Genomic DNA, 18,401 nt, shown 5'->3' with positions numbered 1-18,401 from the left:
AGCAACACGGAATTGATGCATCGCAGTGGCGTCATCCGAGGCTCCCCATTTATCGCTGTCCAACGCTGCCCTACCTCATCGAACCCATCATGAATCTTATTAAAATCTGGCCTGCTCTGGCATTGACGGCCTGCCTGTCGTCTTCCCTGGCGCATGCGCAACAAAATAATCTGGCACCGCCGCCACCTGAGTTGCAAAAGCTGGAAGAAGGCGAACCGCCTGCCGTCACCATCAAAAATCCAAACGAAGCCCCTAAAGCCAACGGCATTACCGAGAAGCGTAGCCAGGGTGTGGTCACGGATGTCGAAGTCACCAGCGGCGGCAGCACTTATCACATGAAACCGCATCAGGTAGGTACTGCCCTGCCGGGCGACGCCCAAAGTCGCGGGCAGACCAATCCGCAATGGGTTGTCAAAGAATTCGACTGGGGATCAGGAAAGCCACCGGGCACACCACCCAGCGTAGTGACCCCTTCAAGGTAAATCAAGCCTGCATCACAAGGGATGGACGCGTGGCTTAGCGTCTATCCCCTGGCGGCATAGCCACATTCATTTAGATGCGGCCACGATGCCGATGGCCCGAGCATTTTTTGCCTGCGCACGGCCAGGCAACTACCTCATTCCGCAAACCTCTTTTTATTCATTTCTCCGATGGCAGTATTTACACCGGTCACGCTGGACCAGTTAACGGCATGGATGCCGCAATTTCCTCTCGGCAAGGCAGTCGGCATCCGGGGCATTTCATCCGGCATCGAGAACAGCAATTTTTTCATCACGACCGAGTGCGGCGAATTCGTGCTGACGCTATTTGAAAATCTCAGTATCGAGCAATTACCGTTTTATCTGGAACTGATGCGCCATCTGGCGCAACGCGGCGTTCCGGCGCCGGCACCAGTGGCCAATCAGGACGGTGCGCTGGTCACTTTGCTTAACGGCAAGCCAGCCGCCATCGTCAGCAAACTGGCCGGCGCCTGCCAAATGTCGCCCGGCCCGGTGCATTGCGCCGCAGTCGGTGCAATGCTGGCGAGAATGCATCTGGCCGCAGCTGATTTTCCGCTGCACCAACCCAATCTGCGCGGTCTCTCCTGGTGGCGCGTCACGGCGCCGGTGGTGCTGCCGAAACTGCCTTTGCCGACGCAAACATTGCTGCGCAGCGAACTGGCTTTTCAAGAGGCGTTTGCCGCCTCGGATGACTATCAGAAATTGCCGCATGGACCGGTGCATGCCGATTTATTCCGCAATAACGTCATGTTCGATGGCGAACAACTGGGCGGATTTTTCGATTTTTATTTCGCCGGGTGCGATACCTGGCTGTTCGATCTGGCCGTCACGGTCAATGACTGGTGCATCGACGTTGACAGCGGCACGCTGGATGAGGCGCGCACGCGGGCGATGCTGGACGCTTACTGTGCCGTGCGCCCGTTTAATGAGACTGAGCGCGCATCCTGGGCTATCCTGTTACGTGCGGCGGCACTGCGGTTCTGGCTGTCGCGACTGTACGACTACTATCTTCCACGCGAGGCCGAAATGCTGACACCGCACGATCCCATGCACTTTGAACGCATTCTGCGTTCCCGCATCGACATGCCCATTCCTACGCTTTATTGATATGCAAAAACTTCCCGCATCGACCGGCTGGCTGTGGATCAAACAAGGGGTCGCCCTCTTCCGCAAACAACCGGCAGAACTGTCCACCCTGTTTCTGGCCTACATGTTTCTCATGCTGGTCATCGGCATCATCCCTGTTCTCGGGCAATTGCTGCCGCTGATTCTGGTGCCGGTGTTTGCCATCGCATTCATGCAAGCCTGCGCCAACATTGAGAAGGGCGAACGGGTCTATCCCTCTTTGCTGATGACTGGTTTCCGATCGCCATTATTCAAACGTCTGGCGACGCTTGGTGTGCTGTATGTGCTGGCGGCACTCGTTGCCATCGGCGCATCGTCATTGGTCGATGGCGGCTTTTTATGGCAGGCCATGACAGGCCAGACCAGTATCGCCCCTGAGAAATTCGACAGCTCCTCGCTTCTGCTGGCGATCATTACCGCGGTCGTGCTGTACATCCCGGCAGCGATGGCTTTCTGGTATGCCGCACCGCTGATCGCCTGGCAAGATATGTCCGTCGGCAAAGCCATTTTCTACAGCTTTTACACCGTGCGCCGCGAGTACCGCGCCTTCCTGGTTTACGCTGGCATCTGGATCGCCCTGGGGGTGCTGGTGCCTGCCATCTTAAGCACCTTGGTCGCCTTCGTGGTTGGCAACGCCGATGTCGCCATCTTCGTTCTGCTGCCCATGTCGATCGTCCTGACCGTCATTATGTACAGCTCGTTTTACCCTACCTATAAGCAAGTATTCATCGATTCGGCAACGGAGGCCGAGGTTTCAACGCCGGAATGATGCGGCGCTGAAACCGTACTCAGGGCAAGACTCAACTGAGTGAACTGGTGCCATTAGCGCCCTTAGGCGACGCCATCAACATGGCCTGCGTCGCCAGCGCGAAGCCCCCGGCGGCAAGTACCGCAGCTTCGCCCACTCCCAGAACCGGAATCAACGCGATCACCGCCCCCTCCATTGCCAGCATCATTCCCGTCGCGCTGGGGATATGCTCCTCACTCTCCTGATGCGAAGGCGGCATATTATTGATTGGCGCGGTGCGGATGTGGCGCATCCAGTCTTGCCTGTCTGACTGACTCTCCCTGCTGTCCGCATTGAATGGCGATTTTTTATCCATCGCTTCCAATCCGACCCTGACCAGCTTGTTGCATACCCGCTGCGCTTCTTTTTTGTTCTTTCCCACCTGTACCGCACAAAAGTCGGCAAATCCCGCTGGATTTTTTTTGACGGCCGAGAACAAGCGACCCAATTGTTCTTCCGACAGACCGCGACTGTTCAGCGAGGCCTGACCGGTCACCGTCATCCGAATCAATGCGTCACAGGCTATTTGTGCGGCTTGCTCGTTGGCATGGATGATGTCGGCACATTTATCGGCATAAAACTCAGGATTGTTGCGGAAATGCTCGCCCATGCTTTCCACGCTTGGGCGGCGATATTCCTTTCCCGACCGAAACGCACCCCCATTACTTCCGAATCGATTGCTCAATCCATTGCTATTGGCGCCGTTACCGGAGCGCTTAAGTAATTGCGCGATAACGGCTTTCTGCTGCGCCACCCGCTCTCTTAAAAAGCTTAATGGCACGACGTTTTGCGATTGTTGTGCGGCAGAATTCATATGGCGCGAGGCGACCTTTGTCATGGTGTTGCTCCTTATCAGAATAAAAAAATACCGAATCAAGCGGCGTCTTACAACATGACGCCATGCAGAGAGCCTGAATGAACACGTCTGGCACGTACGAGAGACCCGCTCGCATCCGGCAGAAACGTCCTTTCCCCATGGCGACCAGTTTTAGGACTGGCTACTTTGGCCATCGTTCTCCCGCCCCTCACATCAAAAAATATTTTTCAGGCGCAAACGGAAAGATAGCGATTTCAAGAGGGTAAAAAAAGGAGGAGGCCGCGTTAACTACAGGAGAAAGTCAGAGAAGAGAGACGAAAAAATAGCGGCGCATCGAATTGAGCTCCGATACGCCGCCAACCGGCTGACAAGCCGGGTTTTGAGTAATCCGTTTTACAAGCGATCCAGCTTGGCAATACTCAAATCGAGCAGCTTCATGCCATGCCGTCCGAAATTGATTTGCGCGCGCGCATTACCAGCGCTGCCCTCGATATTGACGATCACGCCTTCGCCGAATTTGGCATGCGCCACACTTTCACCTATACGCCAGCCGATATCGGCCTTGCCAATTTTTTGCGCAATCGTATTGGCTTCCACCAGCGAAGATTCCGCCCATGCCGCTTTCGGATGCACATACCATTGCGGCTGCTGCACCTTGGCGGACAGCCATTTCAGCGTTTCTTCCGGCAATTCGTCGAAGAAGCGGGAACGCAGGTTGTAACGCGTCTGGCCGTGCAACATGCGAGTTTGCGAAAGCGTCATGAACAAACGGTGGCGCGCCCGCGTGATCGCCACATACATCAAGCGCCGCTCCTCTTCGACACCGCCCTCTTCCTTGGCGCTGTTTTCATGCGGGAACAAACCCTCTTCCAGACCGGTAATGAACACCGCATCGAATTCCAGCCCCTTGGCTGCATGTACCGTCATCAGTTGCAAGGCATCCTGCCCCACCTGCGCCTGATTGTCGCCCGCCTCCAGCGAGGCATGCGACAAGAAGGCTGACAGCGGCGACATGATCGCCGGCAAGGCTGCATCGGCATCGAAGATCTCGATACCGTCGGCGTTGACAATGGCCAGTCCCGCGACCGCATCGCTTTGCGGGCCGAGGAAGGCCGGTGCCGCATGGCCGAATCCTTCTTCGTTGATGAACACGGTCGCCGCATTGACCAACTGTTCCAGATTCTCGATACGGTCCGCGCCTTCGCGCTCCAGTCCGTAATGCGCCAGCAGGCCGCTGGCCTGCAACACCACATTGACCATCTCCGGCAGCGGCAGATTCTGCGCCTCGAAGCGCGCCCCTTCGATCAGCCGGATAAACCCGGCTAAGGAAGTGCCAGCCTTGCCGCTGACATACGGCACGGCGGCGTACAGCGAAATCCCATACTGCCGCGCCGCATCCTGCAAATGCTCCAGCGATTTCGCACCGATGCCGCGGGTAGGAAAATTCACCACCCGCAGAAACGCCGAATCGTTATGCAGGTTATCCATCAATTGCAGATAGGCGATGGCGTGCTTGATTTCAGCGCGCTCGAAATAGCGCTGCCCGCCATACACGCGATAAGGAATCCCGGCCGAAAACAGCGCATGTTCCAGCACCCGCGATTGCGCGTTGGAACGGTACAGCAAGGCAATTTCGCTGCGCGACGCACCGTCGTTAATCAGACTCTTGACCTGCTCCACGATCCACTGCGCTTCCTGCAAATCGCTGGTCGATTCAAACACGCGCACCTGTTCGCCGTGACCGGCATCGGTACGCAGGTTCTTGCCCAGACGATTGGTATTGTTGGCGATCAGGAAATTGGCAGCGTCCAGAATGTGTCCGTGAGAACGGTAGTTCTGTTCCAGCTTGATCAGGTTCTGCACCTTGAACTCGCGCTCGAACGCGCTCATGTTGCCGACATTCGCGCCACGGAAAGCGTAAATGCTCTGGTCATCATCGCCCACCGCAAACACGGCGTTGTGCGGGCCGGCCAGCAGCTTGAGCCATTTGTATTGCAGGTCGTTGGTATCCTGAAACTCATCGACCAGAATGTGCCGGAAGCGAGCCTGATAATGCTCGCGCAGCGGCTGATTGCGGGTCAGCAGTTCATACGTCCGCAACAGCAGTTCGGCGAAATCGACCACGCCCTCGCGCTGACATTGCTGGTCGTAGAGTTCATACAGTTCGGTCAGCTTGCGGCTGTAATCGTCGCTGGCATCCACATCTTTTGCGCGCAAGCCCTGATCCTTGGCACCGTTGATGAAATACATCAGATTGCGCGGCGGGTATTTTTCATCGTCGACATTGAGCGACTTAAGCAAGCGCTTGATGGCCGATAACTGATCCTGCGAATCGAGAATCTGAAAGGTCTGCGGCAAACCGGCGTCGCGAAAATGCGCGCGCAGCAGCCGGTTACACAGGCCGTGGAAAGTGCCTATCCACATGCCACGCGTATTGATCGGCAGCATCGCCGACAAACGCGTCTGCATTTCCTTTGAGGCTTTGTTGGTAAAGGTCACGGCCAGGATGCCGCCGGGAGAGACTTGTCCGGTCTGAATCAGCCACGCGATGCGGGTAATCAGCACCCGCGTTTTACCTGACCCGGCACCCGCCAGAATCAGGCCGGATTGCGCCGGTAAAGTAACGGCAGCGAGCTGTTCGGGATTGAGATTATCGAGAAGATTTTGCATCCGCTGATTATACGGCCTGACTCCTGCGCAGCCCTGCCCGTTTTGTCGGCGATTCTGTGCGCGGTCTTCAGCACGCCCCTACCACCGGCAAGATTTGTCCGCACAAGGTAAAATCCGCGAGCGGCAGCAATGCCCTACTTCCGATTCCTTTCTCCCGCCATGCCATCAAATACCGTCAGTTCCGCTCCTGCCACGCTCTCCCCGAACGCCGTCACGTTCCAGATTTTATCCACCGTCGCACTCACCTTCATCTGCTATCTCATCGTCGGTTTACCGATGGCGGTGCTGCCGGGGTACGTCCATGTTGATCTCGGCTACAGCTCTTTCATTGCCGGTATCGCGATCAGTGTGCAATATGTGGCGACCCTGCTTACGCGGCCACAAGCCGGTCGTCTGGCCGATTCCATCGGTGCTAAACGCAGTGTGCTGTACGGCCTGACCGGCTGCGGTATTAGCGGTGTATTTTTGTTTCTGGCGTCGCTGGCGCAGTCGATGCAGGGACTCAGTTTGCTGTTTCTGCTGTGCAGCCGGCTGGCGCTGGGCTTGGGCGAAAGTCTGGTCGGCACCGGTGCCATCATGTGGGGCATAGGTCGCATCGGTAGCGGCCACACGACGCGCATGATTTCCTGGAACGGCATCGCCAACTATGGCGCGCTGGCGGTGGGCGCGCCGCTGGGCGTGGCGCTGGAACATTATTTCGGATTACTGTCCATCGGCATCCTGATCGTGCTGCTGGCGCTGGGCGGATTCTTATGGGCCTGGGTCAAGCAAGCCGTGCCGGCTGTGCATGGCGAACGGATGGGATTCCGTCAGGTGTTTTCTTATGTCATGCCGTATGGCGCGGGTCTGGCGCTGGGTACCGTCGGCTTCGGCATCATCGCCACTTTTGTCACGCTGTACTACGCCAGTCATCAGTGGAGCAATGCCGCTTTGGCCTTATCACTGTTCGGTTTGTCCTTTGTTGCGGCGCGCTTGCTGTTCGCGCAATCCATCCACCGCCACGGCGGTTTCCGTGTGGCGATTGCCGCATTTACGGTAGAAACTTTCGGACTGCTGCTGCTATGGTGGGCTCCCGGCCCGGCCGTAGCAATGCTGGGCGCGGCCATTTCGGGTCTTGGTTTTTCGATGGTATTTCCCTCGCTCGGTACCGAGGCTGTCTGCCATGTCGCCCCCGCCAATCGCGGTGCTGCGCTCGGCACGTTTACTGTCTTTCTGGATGTGGCGCTGGCAGTCGTCGGTCCGCTGGCCGGACTGGTAGTGGGCGGCTACGGCTACGATGCGATTTTCCTCGTCGGCGCCGCTGCGGCGCTAATAGGTGTACTGTTAACCCTCGTGCTGTACAGAAATGACCTGCGTCGCAATTCACGTTAAATCCCTTGGTATCGACAAGACAGCACAAGCGCTGCGCAGGATTTCAATGCTTATTTTCCTGAGTCCCATACTGACTCGTATCTACTTTTAAGGAGTTTTCATCATGGCTAAAAAAGATTCTGCAACGCCTGCCGTTTCCATCAATATCGGCATCAACGACAAAGACCGCAAAAAAATTGCCGATGGCCTGAGCAAGCTGCTCGCCGACTCTTACACGCTGTACCTGAAGACCCATAATTTCCACTGGAACGTCAAGGGTCCGATGTTCAGCACGCTGCATTTGATGTTTGAAGGTCAATACGGCGAACTGGCACTGGCTGTCGATGAGATTGCCGAACGCATCCGCGCGCTGGGCTATCCGGCTCCCGGGACTTACCGTGAATTCGCGCAACTCTCCACCATCGCAGAAGCCGAAGGCGTGCCTAATGCGACGGAAATGATTCGTCAGCTGGTGGCCGGTCAGGAAGCCGTCACCCGCACTGCGCGTTCGATTTTCCCTGTCGTCGATGCTGCCGCCGATGAGCCGACAGCCGATCTGCTGACCGCTCGTATGCAACTGCATGAAAAAAATGCGTGGATGTTGCGCAGTTTGCTGGAAGAGTAATCGACTGTCGCTGGTATGCAGCGAAGTTGTGAAAATGCCGCCGAATGGGCGGCATTTTCAATTCCATACGGTGATGTGACACATTTCTTTGACGATTAGCGCAAGTGGAATCTAAGGCAAATAATGACGATGAAGGACAACACAACAATTTGGCTATTTGGCCGTGGTTTGTCTTGTAACTGCGGATTGACGTGGACTGTTCCTGACGAATGGAAAACACTTCCGCGCGAACAACACATTAAGCAAATCAAAACCGCCATACGCTGCGAAATGAATAAGCCGACTGTTAACACTTCCTGCATTCGTCGTCTTCTGGATGACTTGGCAACCCAAACACCTCCAGGCCATCAACATCATTTTGGCACGACAAACTGGGACTATTTGCTGCAACGTGAAATGCCAGCCACGGAAAAGGGAGATATTGATTGTCCTGAATGGCTAGTCGATTCGCACGTTTCACACCTGAACGGTACTACTGAGGAACTCACAAGCAACCAAAATCGAAGTCCATTTTTACTTCAAGAGGACGTTTCATCTGAACGGAAATGGACCGTTGAAGCGAACAAGTTTTATGTTGCTATGACTAACAACAGGCGATTCGTCGTCGCTGGGATGTCATTCGAATGTGAGACGGATAAGTTTCTGATGCAGGCATTAGGGAAAGTTAAGGACGACTTACCTATTGGTGACTCAACATGGCTTGTCATCAACAATAACTCTGTAGATCTGACAAAAGCATGTATCGCCATAAGCACATCTCTACCGCACTCAAACGTCATCCCCGTACAAAGCGGATTTTCTGAATGGCAGGATGATGAATATCCTTATTTATGGGGAATGTCATGAACGCCCTCTCAACACGGCCGTCAGCCGCATCGGTAGCAAATACTTCCAAACAAAAAACATAGGGCATTTCTATGCCGCCTGTTGCATCCGCCTATCCCGCAAACAAACCCACCAACCCCGCCGCCGCCGCGCGCGGATCGTCCGCCATATAAACGCTGCTGATCGCCGCCACCATATCGGCGCCGGCGGCCACCAGCGGTACCGAATTTTCCTGCGTCATGCCGCCGATCACCACCACCGGCAAGGGGATTTCCGCATGCGATTGAACGATGATGTCGGAGGTGGTTTTGAAGTCGTATTTCTTCACCCGCGAAGGATAAAACCCGCCGAAGGCGACATAGCTGGCACCGGCACGATACGCGTCGTGCGCCAGTTGCAGCGTGGCGTAGCAGGATGCGCCGACAATTTTTCCGGGGCCGACTGCTGCCCTGGCCTGCGCGATGGAGGCATCGGTGCCGCCGACGTGAATGCCGTCGGCATCCAGCGCCACGCACAGGTCGAGATGGTCGTTGATGATGAAAGGCACGCTGCGGGCGCGGCACAGTTGCAGCAGGGCGGTGGCCTGGGTGCGGCGCAGTGCGGCGTCGGCGGTTTTGTGGCGGTACTGCACGATGGCGGCACCGCCGTCGAGCGCCTGCGCGGTGACGGCCAGCAAGCGTTCGGTATCGTCCCAGTCAGGAGTGACGATGTACAAACCTTTTAAGGTCCAGTTTTTGGAAGCGCTCATTTTTTTACTTTGTCAGTGGGCCACATTTGAGAAATCAAACAAGGGTACCCGATTCGGAATGCGCTGCCCCGGCGCGATGGAGTAGGACGTTGCCAGCGCGTGCTGACAATAGATTTGCGCTTGCAGCAGGGCCTCGCGCATGCTCAGGCCCCGCGCCAGTAAGGCCGACAGCGCCGCCGCCAGCGTGCAGCCGCTGCCGTGGAATTCATCTGCCAGACGCGGCCAGCGCCAGGCTTCGTGCGCGCCATCGGGGCCGAACCAGTGATTGACAACATCTTCCTGTTGCGGCCCGTGTCCGCCCTTGAGCAGCACATGCCGGCAGCCTCGTTGCATCAGCAAAGCCGCCTGCTCTTCCAGCGGACGATTGCCGCCGCACAGACGCTGCGCTTCGTTCAGATTGGGGGTAATGATGGTGGCCAGCGCATACAGCGAGGTCAGCGCTTCCACCGGGTCGTCATGCGCCGAGAGATTGTCGCCCTTGCCGTTGGCCAGCACCGGGTCGAGCACGACCGGTAAATCCGGCTGATGCTGACGCAAGCCGCGTATCAGTCCGGCAATCACTTCGGCGTTGGCGCGGTTGCCGGCAATGCCCAGTTTCACGGCGGCGATAGGAAAACGGTCTATCAGTACTTGCGCCTGATGCCGCACCAGGTCGGCATCGATCGGATGCACGGCGAATACGCTGACGTTGTCCTGCACCGTCAGCGCGGTGGGGACTGTGAGCGGATGCGCGCCCAGCGCGGTAATAGCAGGCATGTCGGCTTGCAGTCCGGCTCCACCGCTGGGGTCGGAGCCGGAAAAAACCAGCACGATGGGCGGGGTTGCACGATAAACAGCGGCGTTTTTTTGGCTCATCATGCTCACACTACGCGTCCAGCCATCGGCGAGGAAGGCGATGCCGAAAAGCGTTTGGCGATGCGTCCGGCGAGGTAGGCTTCGCGTCCGGCTTGCACGGCCAGCTTCATGGCGCGCGCCATGCGGATAGGGTCGCGTGCGCCGGCAATGGCGGTGTTCATCAGTACCCCGTCGCAGCCGAGTTCCATGGCAATGGCGGCATCGGAAGCGGTGCCGACACCGGCGTCCACCAGCACGGGGATCTTGGCTTGCTCAATAATCAGCGACAAATTCCATGGATTGAGAATGCCCATGCCCGAGCCGATCAGCGAGGCCAGCGGCATGACGGCGACGCAGCCGATTTCTTCCAGCATCCGCGCCTGAATCGGATCGTCGCTGCAGTAGACCATGACGTCGAAACCATCTTTGACCAGGGTCTCGGCGGCTTTCAGGGTTTCCGGCATGTTGGGGAACAGGGTCTTTTCATCGCCCAGCACTTCCAGCTTGACCAGCTTGTGGCCGTTCAGTAATTCCCGTGCCAGTTGCAAGGTGTAGACGGCATCGGCGGCGGTGTAGCAGCCGGCGGTATTGGGCAGGATGGTGAAACGCGACGGCGGAACCGCATCCAGTAAATTGGGCGCGTTGGGGTCTTGCCCGATGTTGACGCGGCGGATAGCGACCGTGATGATGTTGGCGCCGCTGGCTTCAGTGGCCGCGCGGGTTTGTTCCAGATCGCGGTACTTGCCGCTACCGACTAAGAGACGCGATGAGTAGGTCACGCCGGCAATGGTGAGGCCGGGATCGACGGCCTCGGTGAGGTCATTCATGTGCATGAGGTTTCCTTTCATTCGATAGTGCGCAAAGTGGTGTGGCGAAGGCGGCGGTATGCGGAGTTAACCGCCGCCGATGGCCCGCACCACGTCCACGGTATCACCTGCGCGCAGTACGCAGGTTTCCCACGCCTGACGGCGTACCACCTGGCGATTGACGGCGACCGCTACCGCCTGGTTTCCCAGCGATAGCGTCGCCATCAGATCGTTCAGCGAGGCGTCGTCGGCCAGCGTATGCGCTGCTCCGTTCAAGACGATTTGCATGTCTGCAGCTTACTGTTTAGCGTAAATAACTGCGCCGCCCTTGAGGAATTCCACCGACTTCACTTCCATCCCCTGCTTGAGCGCTTCGATCTCCGACAGGCCTTGCTTGGCGGCGTATTCGCGGACTTCCTGCGTGATTTTCATCGAGCAGAAATGCGGTCCGCACATGGAGCAGAAATGCGCCACTTTGGAGGAATGCTTGGGCAGTGTTTCGTCATGGAATTCACGCGCTTTGTCGGGATCGAGACCGATGTTGAACTGGTCTTCCCAACGGAATTCAAAACGCGCTTTGGACAAGGCATTGTCGCGAATCTGCGCGCCGGGATGTCCCTTGGCGAGGTCGGCGGCGTGAGCGGCGATCTTGTAGGTAATGATGCCGTCCTTGACGTCGGCCTTGTTGGGCAGACCCAGATGCTCCTTCGGTGTGACGTAGCACAGCATGGCTGTACCGTACCAGCCGATCTGCGCAGCGCCGATGCCGGAGGTGATGTGGTCGTAACCGGGGGCGATGTCGGTAGTCAAAGGTCCCAGCGTGTAGAACGGCGCTTCGTGGCACTGTTCCAGTTGCAGGTCCATGTTTTCCTTGATCAGGTGCATGGGCACGTGGCCAGGGCCTTCGATCATGACTTGCACGTCGTGCTTCCAGGCGATCTGGGTCAGTTCGCCCAGAGTTTTCAGTTCGCCCAATTGCGCTTCGTCGTTGGCATCGTAGATCGAACCGGGACGCAGGCCATCGCCGAGGCTGAAGCTGACGTCGTAGGCTTTCATGATTTCGCAGATATCTTCGAAATGATCGTAGAGGAAGGATTCGCGGTGGTGCGCCAGGCACCACTTGGCCATGATAGAGCCGCCGCGCGAGACGATACCCGTCATGCGCTTGGCCGTCATCGGCACGTATTGCAGACGCACACCGGCGTGGATGGTGAAGTAATCGACGCCTTGTTCGGCTTGCTCGATGAGCGTGTCGCGGAAAATTTCCCAGGTCAGGTCTTCGGCCTTGCCGTTGACTTTTTCCAGTGCCTGATAAATAGGCACAGTGCCAATCGGCACCGGTGAGTTGCGGATGATCCATTCGCGTGTTTCATGGATGTGCTTGCCGGTGGACAAGTCCATCACGTTATCGCCGCCCCAACGAATCGCCCAGGTCATTTTTTCGACTTCTTCGCCGATGGACGAAGTGACTGCCGAATTGCCGATATTGGCGTTGATCTTGACCAGGAAGTTGCGGCCGATGATCATCGGTTCGACTTCCGGGTGGTTGATGTTGGCGGGAATGATGGCGCGGCCGCGGGCGATTTCGGAACGGACGAATTCCGGCGTGATGCGGTCGGGAATCGATGCGCCGAACGATTGTCCGGGATGCTGGCGACCCATCAGGTCGGCCAGTTTGTTACCCATAGGGCCGGAGGCCTTGAGTTCTTCCAGATATTCTTCGCGACGCAGATTTTCGCGAATGGCGACGTATTCCATTTCCGGCGTGATCAGTCCCTGACGGGCGTAATACATTTGCGACACATTGCCGCCGGCTTTGGCGCGACGTGGCTTGCGGTGCAGATTGAAGCGCAGTTCGGTCAGTTCAGGATCGTTCAGGCGTTCGATGCCGTAGGCGGACGAGGGGCCGGACAGTTCGTCGGTGTCATTGCGCTCGGCGATCCACGGACCGCGCACGCTGGACAGGCCGGAGCGGATGTCGATGGTGGCGTCAGGATCGGTGTAAGGGCCGGAAGTGTCGTAGACGTAAATCGGCGGATTTTTTTCTGCGCCGAAGGAGGCTTCGGTGTCGGACTGGCTGATACGGCGCATAGGCACGCGGATATCGGGACGCGATCCGGTGACATAGACCTTGCTGGAGTTGGGTAATGGCTTGACAGCCGCCTCGTCAACCGTGGCGGTGGCGGATAAAAACTTGGGATTAGCGTTCATTGTGGCTCCTTTGCTTGGTGTTTCTTGGCTTGGGGCCAGCAAAGGAGGTGTCCGGTGAACGTCGCGGCAGGGTGCAGATGCAACGCGCTCGTTCCGGCAGCTTCCCTACGCTGGCATTACCCAGATCAGGTTCAAGGGTATCTCTCACCCGACAGCTTGCGCTGTCAGGACCCCTAGCATGTACTTATGACTGCGTTGCTTCCTTGCGGTACCGCCTTATTTACTTACTGTACAACGCAGTGCTCCGAATTCTACACTGATCCACGGCAAGCAAATTTATTCGCCTGCCACGCACCTGTCTATCTCGGGTGGACTCACCTGCCAGTATCTTGCAGAGGGCGTGAACGGGACTCTCGGCTGGAGACATCAAGCCTGTCACGCGAGGCTCTGGCCCGTGAAAAACATAGCGGGAAAGACAAAGACATAATGACGGCAAACAGCAAGGCAACGCTGCCATACGGCGTAAGTTCCACCTCATCCCCCCCCTCATAGCTGGCCTCCAGTCTTGTCACCGCTTCCCGCAACGCGGGGACATGGGTATTTTCTTCGGCCTGAAGCAGTTCCTGGATTATCTCGTCCTTCAATTCCTGCACCTCTGGAATCATGAACTGACTGGCAGTGATGCATAAGCGCCACAGCCAGGGCGCGAGAAATCTTTCGTAATGGATCACCTTCCACGGCAGAGCGCTCGCTCCATTCTCGTTTTTGGCGATTTCCGCTTGCATCACTTTGCTCACTTCATTGACCGACGCCATCCAGAGCGGCCTTAGTCCGGAGGCGAGCAGTTGTCCGGCCCGCTCCGCCCGGATAGACGCTCTTCTCCATCGCGCGATTTTTTGCTTATCGGCTTCGCTTGCGTCTTTGTAAAACGCGGCGCTCTCCGCACGAGTCAAGTCAAACGACCGTCCTAAGGATCTTTCGGCTTGTTCGAGTTTTTCCTCCGGGAAGCGCCATGCTTGAGCGGAAATAACAAACTGTCGGCAAGCATCGGTCAGACGCTCGGCCAGCAGAAAGCGCAGCTCGACATTCCACTTGCACAGCTGGACGATCTCTTCCAGAGTGCAGTCCCGCATATAGGTAAACTGCACGCCGTCAATGCCAAAATTGGGATCGCAGCCTTGCTCTACCAATAACTGCGCGATATCGAATCGGTGCATTTTCACCGCATATTGAAACAGACTCAGACTGGCCTGATTGGGTGTAAGCGGTAAGACGAACATGTCGATGGCGCCCTTGAAGTAGTGCAGCAAACGAATAATTTGTTTCTGCGCCTCAAGCCCTTCAGAACGGGGGATGTGAAACATATCAGCGGGTATCCACCAGGTTCTGCGTTGTATCAGATAGGTATAAATGCCCATGTCGCTTCTGAGCAGTTCCATGCCGATGCTGTCGTGGGCTCTGATTATCATGCCCATTTCACGCAACATGGCCTCGGTGCGCTCTTCCGGCGGCGTGCCGAGAACATGCATGGCGATGCTCCGGTTTTCTTCCATTCCTCTTGCACTGAACATCGTTGCGCGTCGGTCCTGAGGTGGCGCATCCTGCTGGTTCAGACCGCACATTTTTGCTACCTGCTCACTCACCAGCGCATCCAGCGCCGGATGCCAGGAGACGGGAAGCGCTGCCCTGGCTTTTAAAATGACAGGAAAAGACCAATGCCGCATATGCCGGCAAATCGATTCGGATACAAAATCGATGTGCTTGATCAGATCCAGATAGCTGATTTCAAGCGCTGCCGGCTCCTTATTCTGGCTTTTGAGTTTCTCCCTATACTGCGCCAGCAGCGCCGGAAGCTGGCCGCGTCTGCGGGGCAGTCCGGCCCCTTGCGTACCCGGAGCGACAGAAGCGCTGTCGCTTGGGCGCGTGGAGTGATTAGTGACGGCGGTGAAATGTGTGCCGAGATTCTCCGACGTATCGGGCAAAGAGGGCCTGCTGCTGACGACTCTTGAGCGTTGAGCAATGGGCTGTGGGTTTATTCCGTTCATGTTTCCTTTCTGGGCAGGACTTACGCAAAAATGATGACCGGGCTATTAGCCTCGATATCGCCCTTCATCACCACCAGGAAACGCCCAAACCGGCGCTACTTTTGCCTACGGGGAGGCTGCGGCTGCCCGCCTCCTTTATAATGGTCGGTTTCGCAAAAACACAAAGCAAATCATGGAATTAGCCAAGTCTTTCGAACCCGCCGACATAGAAAAATTCTGGCGTGAGGAATGGGAAAAACGCGGCTATTTTGCCGCCACCACCGCACCCGAAAATCCGTCCTTCAGCATCCAGTTGCCGCCACCCAACGTGACCGGCACGCTGCACATGGGGCACGCCTTCAATCAGACCATCATGGATGGCCTGACGCGCTACCACCGCATGCGCGGTTTCAATACCGCCTGGATTCCCGGCACCGACCACGCCGGTATCGCCACGCAAATCGTGGTGGAACGCCAGCTCGACGCGCAAAAAGTATCGCGCCACGATCTGGGCCGGGAAAAATTCGTCGAAAAAGTATGGGAATGGAAAGAAAAATCCGGCTCCATCATCACCGGACAGATGCGTCGCATGGGCTCCTCGACCGACTGGGGGCGCGAATATTTCACGATGGACCCCAAACTGTCGGGCAGCGTCACGGAAGTGTTCGTGCGTTTGTACGAGCAAGGCCTGATCTATCGCGGCAAACGCCTGGTGAACTGGGACCCGGTACTGGGCACTGCGGTATCCGATCTGGAAGTGGTCTCGGAAGAAGAAGACGGTTCGATGTGGTACATCCGTTACCCCCTGGCCGATGGCAGCGGCCACCTGACAGTGGCCACTACCCGTCCCGAAACCCTGCTGGGCGACGCTGCTGTCGCCGTCGATCCAACCGACGAGCGCTATGTCCACCTGATCGGCAAGATGCTCAAGCTGCCGCTGACCGACCGCGAAATCCCCGTCATTGAGGATGAATACGTCGATAAAGCCTTCGGTACCGGCTGCGTCAAGATCACCCCTGCGCACGATTTCAACGACTATGCCGTCGGCCAGCGTCACCAGTTGCCGCAGCTGTGCATCCTGACGCTGGACGCCAAAATCACCGACGATGCGCCGGCCGCCTATCGCGGACTGGATCGTTTCGTGGCGCGCAAGAAAATCGTGGCCGACCTCGATGCGCTGGGCTTGCTGGAACAGGTCAAGCCGCACAAGCTGATGGTGCCGCGCGGCGACCGCACCGGCGTCGTTATCGAACCGATGCTGACCGACCAGTGGTTCGTGGCCATGAGCAAACCGGCACCGGAAGGGACGTTCTTCCCCGGCAAGTCGATTGCCGAAGTGGCGCTGGAAAAAGTCGCCAATGGCGAAATCAAGCTGATTCCCGACAACTGGAGCAACACGTACAACCAGTGGCTCAACAACATCCAGGACTGGTGCATCTCGCGTCAGCTGTGGTGGGGTCATCAAATCCCGGCCTGGTACGGCGAAGACGGCAGTATCTACGTCGCCCGCACCGAAGCCGAAGCGCAGGCGCAGGCTGGCGGCAAGCCGGTCAGACGCGATCCTGACGTGCTCGATACCTGGTTCTCGTCGGCGCTGGTGCCGTTTTCCACGCTGGGCTGGCCGGAAGAAACTCCCGATTACAAGATGTTCCTGCCCTCCTCCGTGCTGGTCACCGGCTTCGACATCATTTTCTTCTGGGTGGCGCGGATGGTCATGATGACTGCCCATTTCACCGGCAAAGTGCCGTTCCATACGGTCTATGTGCATGGACTGGTGCGCGACGGCAATGGCCAGAAGATGTCGAAATCGAAGGGCAATACGCTCGATCCTATCGACCTGATCGACGGCATCACGCTCGACGAACTGCTAGCCAAGCGCACCACCGGCCTGATGAATCCCAAGCAGTCCGACAGCATCGCCAAAGCCACCCGCAAGGAATTCCCGGCCGGTATCCCCGCTTTCGGCACCGATGCGCTGCGCTTCACCTTTGCCTCACTGGCGACGCTGGGTCGCAACATTAACTTCGACCTGAACCGCTGTGAGGGCTATCGCAATTTCTGCAACAAGCTGTGGAACGCCACCCGCTTCGTGCTGATGAATACCGAAGGCAAGGATTGCGGTTTCGAGGGCCACGTTGCCGGCGTTTGCGACAAGGAACAACTGCGCTTTTCGCAGGCGGATCGCTGGATCGTCTCGCTGTTGCAGCGCACCGAGGCAGAGGTCGAAAAGGGCTTTGCCGATTACCGTTTCGACAATATCGCCACCGCCATCTACAAATTCGTCTGGGATGAATACTGCGACTGGTATCTGGAAGTGGCCAAGGTGCAGATTCAACACGGCACTGAGGCAGAGCAACGCGCCACCCGCCGCACTTTGTTGCGCGTGCTGGAAACCGTGCTGCGACTGGCGCATCCGGTGCTGCCGTTCATCACCGAAGCGCTGTGGCAGAGCGTGGCACCGCTGACCGGCAAGCAGCTCGACCCGGCCGGCGATTCCATCATGCGTCAGGCCTATCCGCAGCCGCAGCCAGAGAAAATCGATACCGATGCCGAAGTCTGGATGACCCAGCTCAAGGCCCTCACCGACGCCTGCCGCAATCTGCGCGGCGAGATGCAATTGTCGCCCGCGCTGAAAGTGCCGCTGATCGTCGAAGCGGGCGATGCCGACGCGCAAGCGCAGATGCAGACTTTCCTGCCGTATCTGCAATCGCTGGCGCGTCTGAGCGAAGCGCAGGTCGTGGAGACTCTGCCGGAATCGCCTGCGCCGGTGGCGCTGGTAGGCAACATCAAGCTGATGCTCAAGGTGGAAATCGATATTGCCGCCGAGCGGGAACGTCTGTCCAAGGAAATCGCCCGCCTGAGCGGGGAAATCGTCAAGGCGCAGGCCAAACTCGGCAATGAAAGCTTCGTCGCCCGCGCCCCGGCGCAGGTGGTGGCGCAAGAGCAGGAACGCGTTGTAAACTTCAGCGCTACCGTCGCCACTTTGCAGCAGCAACTGGCGAAACTCTAAGCCAGCGTCAACCCCTGCATGCGACTGCCTCTCTCTGAGGCGGTCGCATCGCCCTCAGCGCACTCATCTCACCTCATTTCAGCACGATCGTGCTTTCTTCGGATAATCTCGAGTAGACTGGCGCACTTG

The 18,401-nt window shown here is 57.4% G+C and carries 15 protein-coding genes and 1 riboswitch; of the genes, 7 read left to right on the top strand and 8 right to left on the bottom strand.

From position 1 onward, the window contains the following. Positions 1-89 precede the first annotated feature (89 nt). The 3 genes from RGU70_RS04435 to RGU70_RS04425 all read left to right on the top strand — a co-directional run bounded on the left by RGU70_RS04435 (position 90) and on the right by RGU70_RS04425 (position 2,394). A complete protein-coding gene (locus tag RGU70_RS04435) occupies positions 90-482 on the top strand; it encodes a hypothetical protein (protein WP_322208192.1) in 393 nt (130 codons plus the stop codon). A gap of 168 nt (positions 483-650) precedes the next feature. Beyond that, positions 651-1,607, top strand: a complete 957-nt coding sequence (locus RGU70_RS04430) for a homoserine kinase (protein WP_322208191.1) — start codon at positions 651-653, stop codon at positions 1,605-1,607. A 1-nt stretch (position 1,608) separates the two neighbouring features. Beyond that, positions 1,609-2,394 carry a BPSS1780 family membrane protein gene (locus tag RGU70_RS04425; RefSeq protein ID WP_322208190.1) on the top strand — a complete coding sequence of 262 codons (786 nt, stop codon included), beginning with the start codon at positions 1,609-1,611 and terminating at the stop codon, positions 2,392-2,394. A gap of 31 nt (positions 2,395-2,425) precedes the next feature. On the opposite strand, the gene RGU70_RS04420 is transcribed toward RGU70_RS04425, so the two are convergent. Beyond that, the gene (locus RGU70_RS04420) at positions 2,426-3,250 is read right to left on the bottom strand and encodes a hypothetical protein (RefSeq protein ID WP_322208189.1); all 825 of its coding nucleotides are present in this window, start codon (positions 3,248-3,250) and stop codon (positions 2,426-2,428) included. A 372-nt stretch (positions 3,251-3,622) separates the two neighbouring features. Further along, entirely contained in the window at positions 3,623-5,899 is a 2,277-nt protein-coding gene (locus tag RGU70_RS04415) for a UvrD-helicase domain-containing protein (RefSeq protein WP_322208188.1), read from the bottom strand. 159 nt (positions 5,900-6,058) lie between these two features. On the opposite strand from RGU70_RS04415, the gene RGU70_RS04410 reads away from it, so the two are divergent. The 3 genes from RGU70_RS04410 (at position 6,059) to RGU70_RS04400 (ending at position 8,720) form a co-directional block, all read left to right on the top strand. Continuing rightward, positions 6,059-7,270, top strand: a complete 1,212-nt coding sequence (locus RGU70_RS04410; RefSeq protein ID WP_322208187.1) for an MFS transporter — start codon at positions 6,059-6,061, stop codon at positions 7,268-7,270. A 103-nt stretch (positions 7,271-7,373) separates the two neighbouring features. Beyond that, positions 7,374-7,874, top strand: a complete 501-nt coding sequence (locus RGU70_RS04405; RefSeq protein WP_322208186.1) for a Dps family protein — start codon at positions 7,374-7,376, stop codon at positions 7,872-7,874. Between the two features lie 123 nt (positions 7,875-7,997). After that, entirely contained in the window at positions 7,998-8,720 is a 723-nt protein-coding gene (locus tag RGU70_RS04400) for a hypothetical protein (protein WP_322208185.1), read from the top strand. Positions 8,721-8,811: 91 nt separating this feature from the next. Here the strand turns inward: RGU70_RS04400 and thiE are convergent, their stop codons facing one another. The 6 genes from thiE to RGU70_RS04370 all read right to left on the bottom strand — a co-directional run bounded on the left by thiE (position 8,812) and on the right by RGU70_RS04370 (position 15,283). Continuing rightward, on the bottom strand, positions 8,812-9,447 hold the full coding sequence (gene thiE / locus RGU70_RS04395; protein ID WP_322208184.1) for a thiamine phosphate synthase: 636 nt from the start codon (positions 9,445-9,447) through the stop codon (positions 8,812-8,814). 12 nt (positions 9,448-9,459) lie between these two features. Further along, entirely contained in the window at positions 9,460-10,305 is an 846-nt protein-coding gene (locus RGU70_RS04390) for a hydroxymethylpyrimidine/phosphomethylpyrimidine kinase (RefSeq protein ID WP_322208183.1), read from the bottom strand. Between the two features lie 2 nt (positions 10,306-10,307). Further along, complete coding sequence (locus RGU70_RS04385; protein WP_322208182.1) at positions 10,308-11,114, bottom strand: thiazole synthase; 807 nt, start codon at positions 11,112-11,114, stop codon at positions 10,308-10,310. Between the two features lie 60 nt (positions 11,115-11,174). Continuing rightward, a complete protein-coding gene (gene thiS, locus RGU70_RS04380) occupies positions 11,175-11,375 on the bottom strand; it encodes a sulfur carrier protein ThiS (protein ID WP_322208181.1) in 201 nt (66 codons plus the stop codon). Positions 11,376-11,384: 9 nt separating this feature from the next. Beyond that, positions 11,385-13,298 carry a phosphomethylpyrimidine synthase ThiC gene (gene thiC, locus RGU70_RS04375; RefSeq protein ID WP_322208180.1) on the bottom strand — a complete coding sequence of 638 codons (1,914 nt, stop codon included), beginning with the start codon at positions 13,296-13,298 and terminating at the stop codon, positions 11,385-11,387. Positions 13,299-13,383: 85 nt separating this feature from the next. After that, positions 13,384-13,483: riboswitch (TPP riboswitch) on the bottom strand. Positions 13,484-13,612: 129 nt separating this feature from the next. Further along, on the bottom strand, positions 13,613-15,283 hold the full coding sequence (locus RGU70_RS04370; protein WP_322208179.1) for a hypothetical protein: 1,671 nt from the start codon (positions 15,281-15,283) through the stop codon (positions 13,613-13,615). Positions 15,284-15,455: 172 nt separating this feature from the next. Between RGU70_RS04370 and RGU70_RS04365 the strand changes: the two genes are divergently transcribed. Beyond that, positions 15,456-18,272 (top strand): valine--tRNA ligase, encoded by a 2,817-nt coding sequence (locus RGU70_RS04365; protein ID WP_322208178.1) that lies wholly within the window; start codon positions 15,456-15,458, stop codon positions 18,270-18,272. Positions 18,273-18,401: the final 129 nt, after the last annotated feature.

The organism is Herbaspirillum sp. RTI4 (genome assembly GCF_034313965.1).
GTDB lineage: Bacteria > Pseudomonadota > Gammaproteobacteria > Burkholderiales > Burkholderiaceae_D > Herbaspirillum.
Note: the sequence above shows the minus strand (reverse complement) of the source record. Positions and strands in the feature narration are given on the sequence as shown.

What these genes read in the sequence shown, in the direction of transcription:
- RGU70_RS04415 (WP_322208188.1), bottom strand. Translation starts at nt 5,899, where the DNA reads ATGCAAAATCTTCTCGATAATCTCAATCCCGAACAGCTCGCTGCCGTT.
- RGU70_RS04430 (WP_322208191.1), top strand. Translation starts at nt 651, where the DNA reads ATGGCAGTATTTACACCGGTCACGCTGGACCAGTTAACGGCATGGATG.
- RGU70_RS04425 (WP_322208190.1), top strand. Translation starts at nt 1,609, where the DNA reads ATGCAAAAACTTCCCGCATCGACCGGCTGGCTGTGGATCAAACAAGGG.
- RGU70_RS04435 (WP_322208192.1), top strand. Translation starts at nt 90, where the DNA reads ATGAATCTTATTAAAATCTGGCCTGCTCTGGCATTGACGGCCTGCCTG.
- RGU70_RS04420 (WP_322208189.1), bottom strand. Translation starts at nt 3,250, where the DNA reads ATGACAAAGGTCGCCTCGCGCCATATGAATTCTGCCGCACAACAATCG.
- thiE (WP_322208184.1), bottom strand. Translation starts at nt 9,447, where the DNA reads ATGAGCGCTTCCAAAAACTGGACCTTAAAAGGTTTGTACATCGTCACT.
- RGU70_RS04405 (WP_322208186.1), top strand. Translation starts at nt 7,374, where the DNA reads ATGGCTAAAAAAGATTCTGCAACGCCTGCCGTTTCCATCAATATCGGC.
- thiS (WP_322208181.1), bottom strand. Translation starts at nt 11,375, where the DNA reads ATGCAAATCGTCTTGAACGGAGCAGCGCATACGCTGGCCGACGACGCC.
- RGU70_RS04390 (WP_322208183.1), bottom strand. Translation starts at nt 10,305, where the DNA reads ATGATGAGCCAAAAAAACGCCGCTGTTTATCGTGCAACCCCGCCCATC.
- RGU70_RS04365 (WP_322208178.1), top strand. Translation starts at nt 15,456, where the DNA reads ATGGAATTAGCCAAGTCTTTCGAACCCGCCGACATAGAAAAATTCTGG.
- RGU70_RS04385 (WP_322208182.1), bottom strand. Translation starts at nt 11,114, where the DNA reads ATGCACATGAATGACCTCACCGAGGCCGTCGATCCCGGCCTCACCATT.
- RGU70_RS04410 (WP_322208187.1), top strand. Translation starts at nt 6,059, where the DNA reads ATGCCATCAAATACCGTCAGTTCCGCTCCTGCCACGCTCTCCCCGAAC.
- thiC (WP_322208180.1), bottom strand. Translation starts at nt 13,298, where the DNA reads ATGAACGCTAATCCCAAGTTTTTATCCGCCACCGCCACGGTTGACGAG.
- RGU70_RS04370 (WP_322208179.1), bottom strand. Translation starts at nt 15,283, where the DNA reads ATGAACGGAATAAACCCACAGCCCATTGCTCAACGCTCAAGAGTCGTC.
- RGU70_RS04400 (WP_322208185.1), top strand. Translation starts at nt 7,998, where the DNA reads ATGACGATGAAGGACAACACAACAATTTGGCTATTTGGCCGTGGTTTG.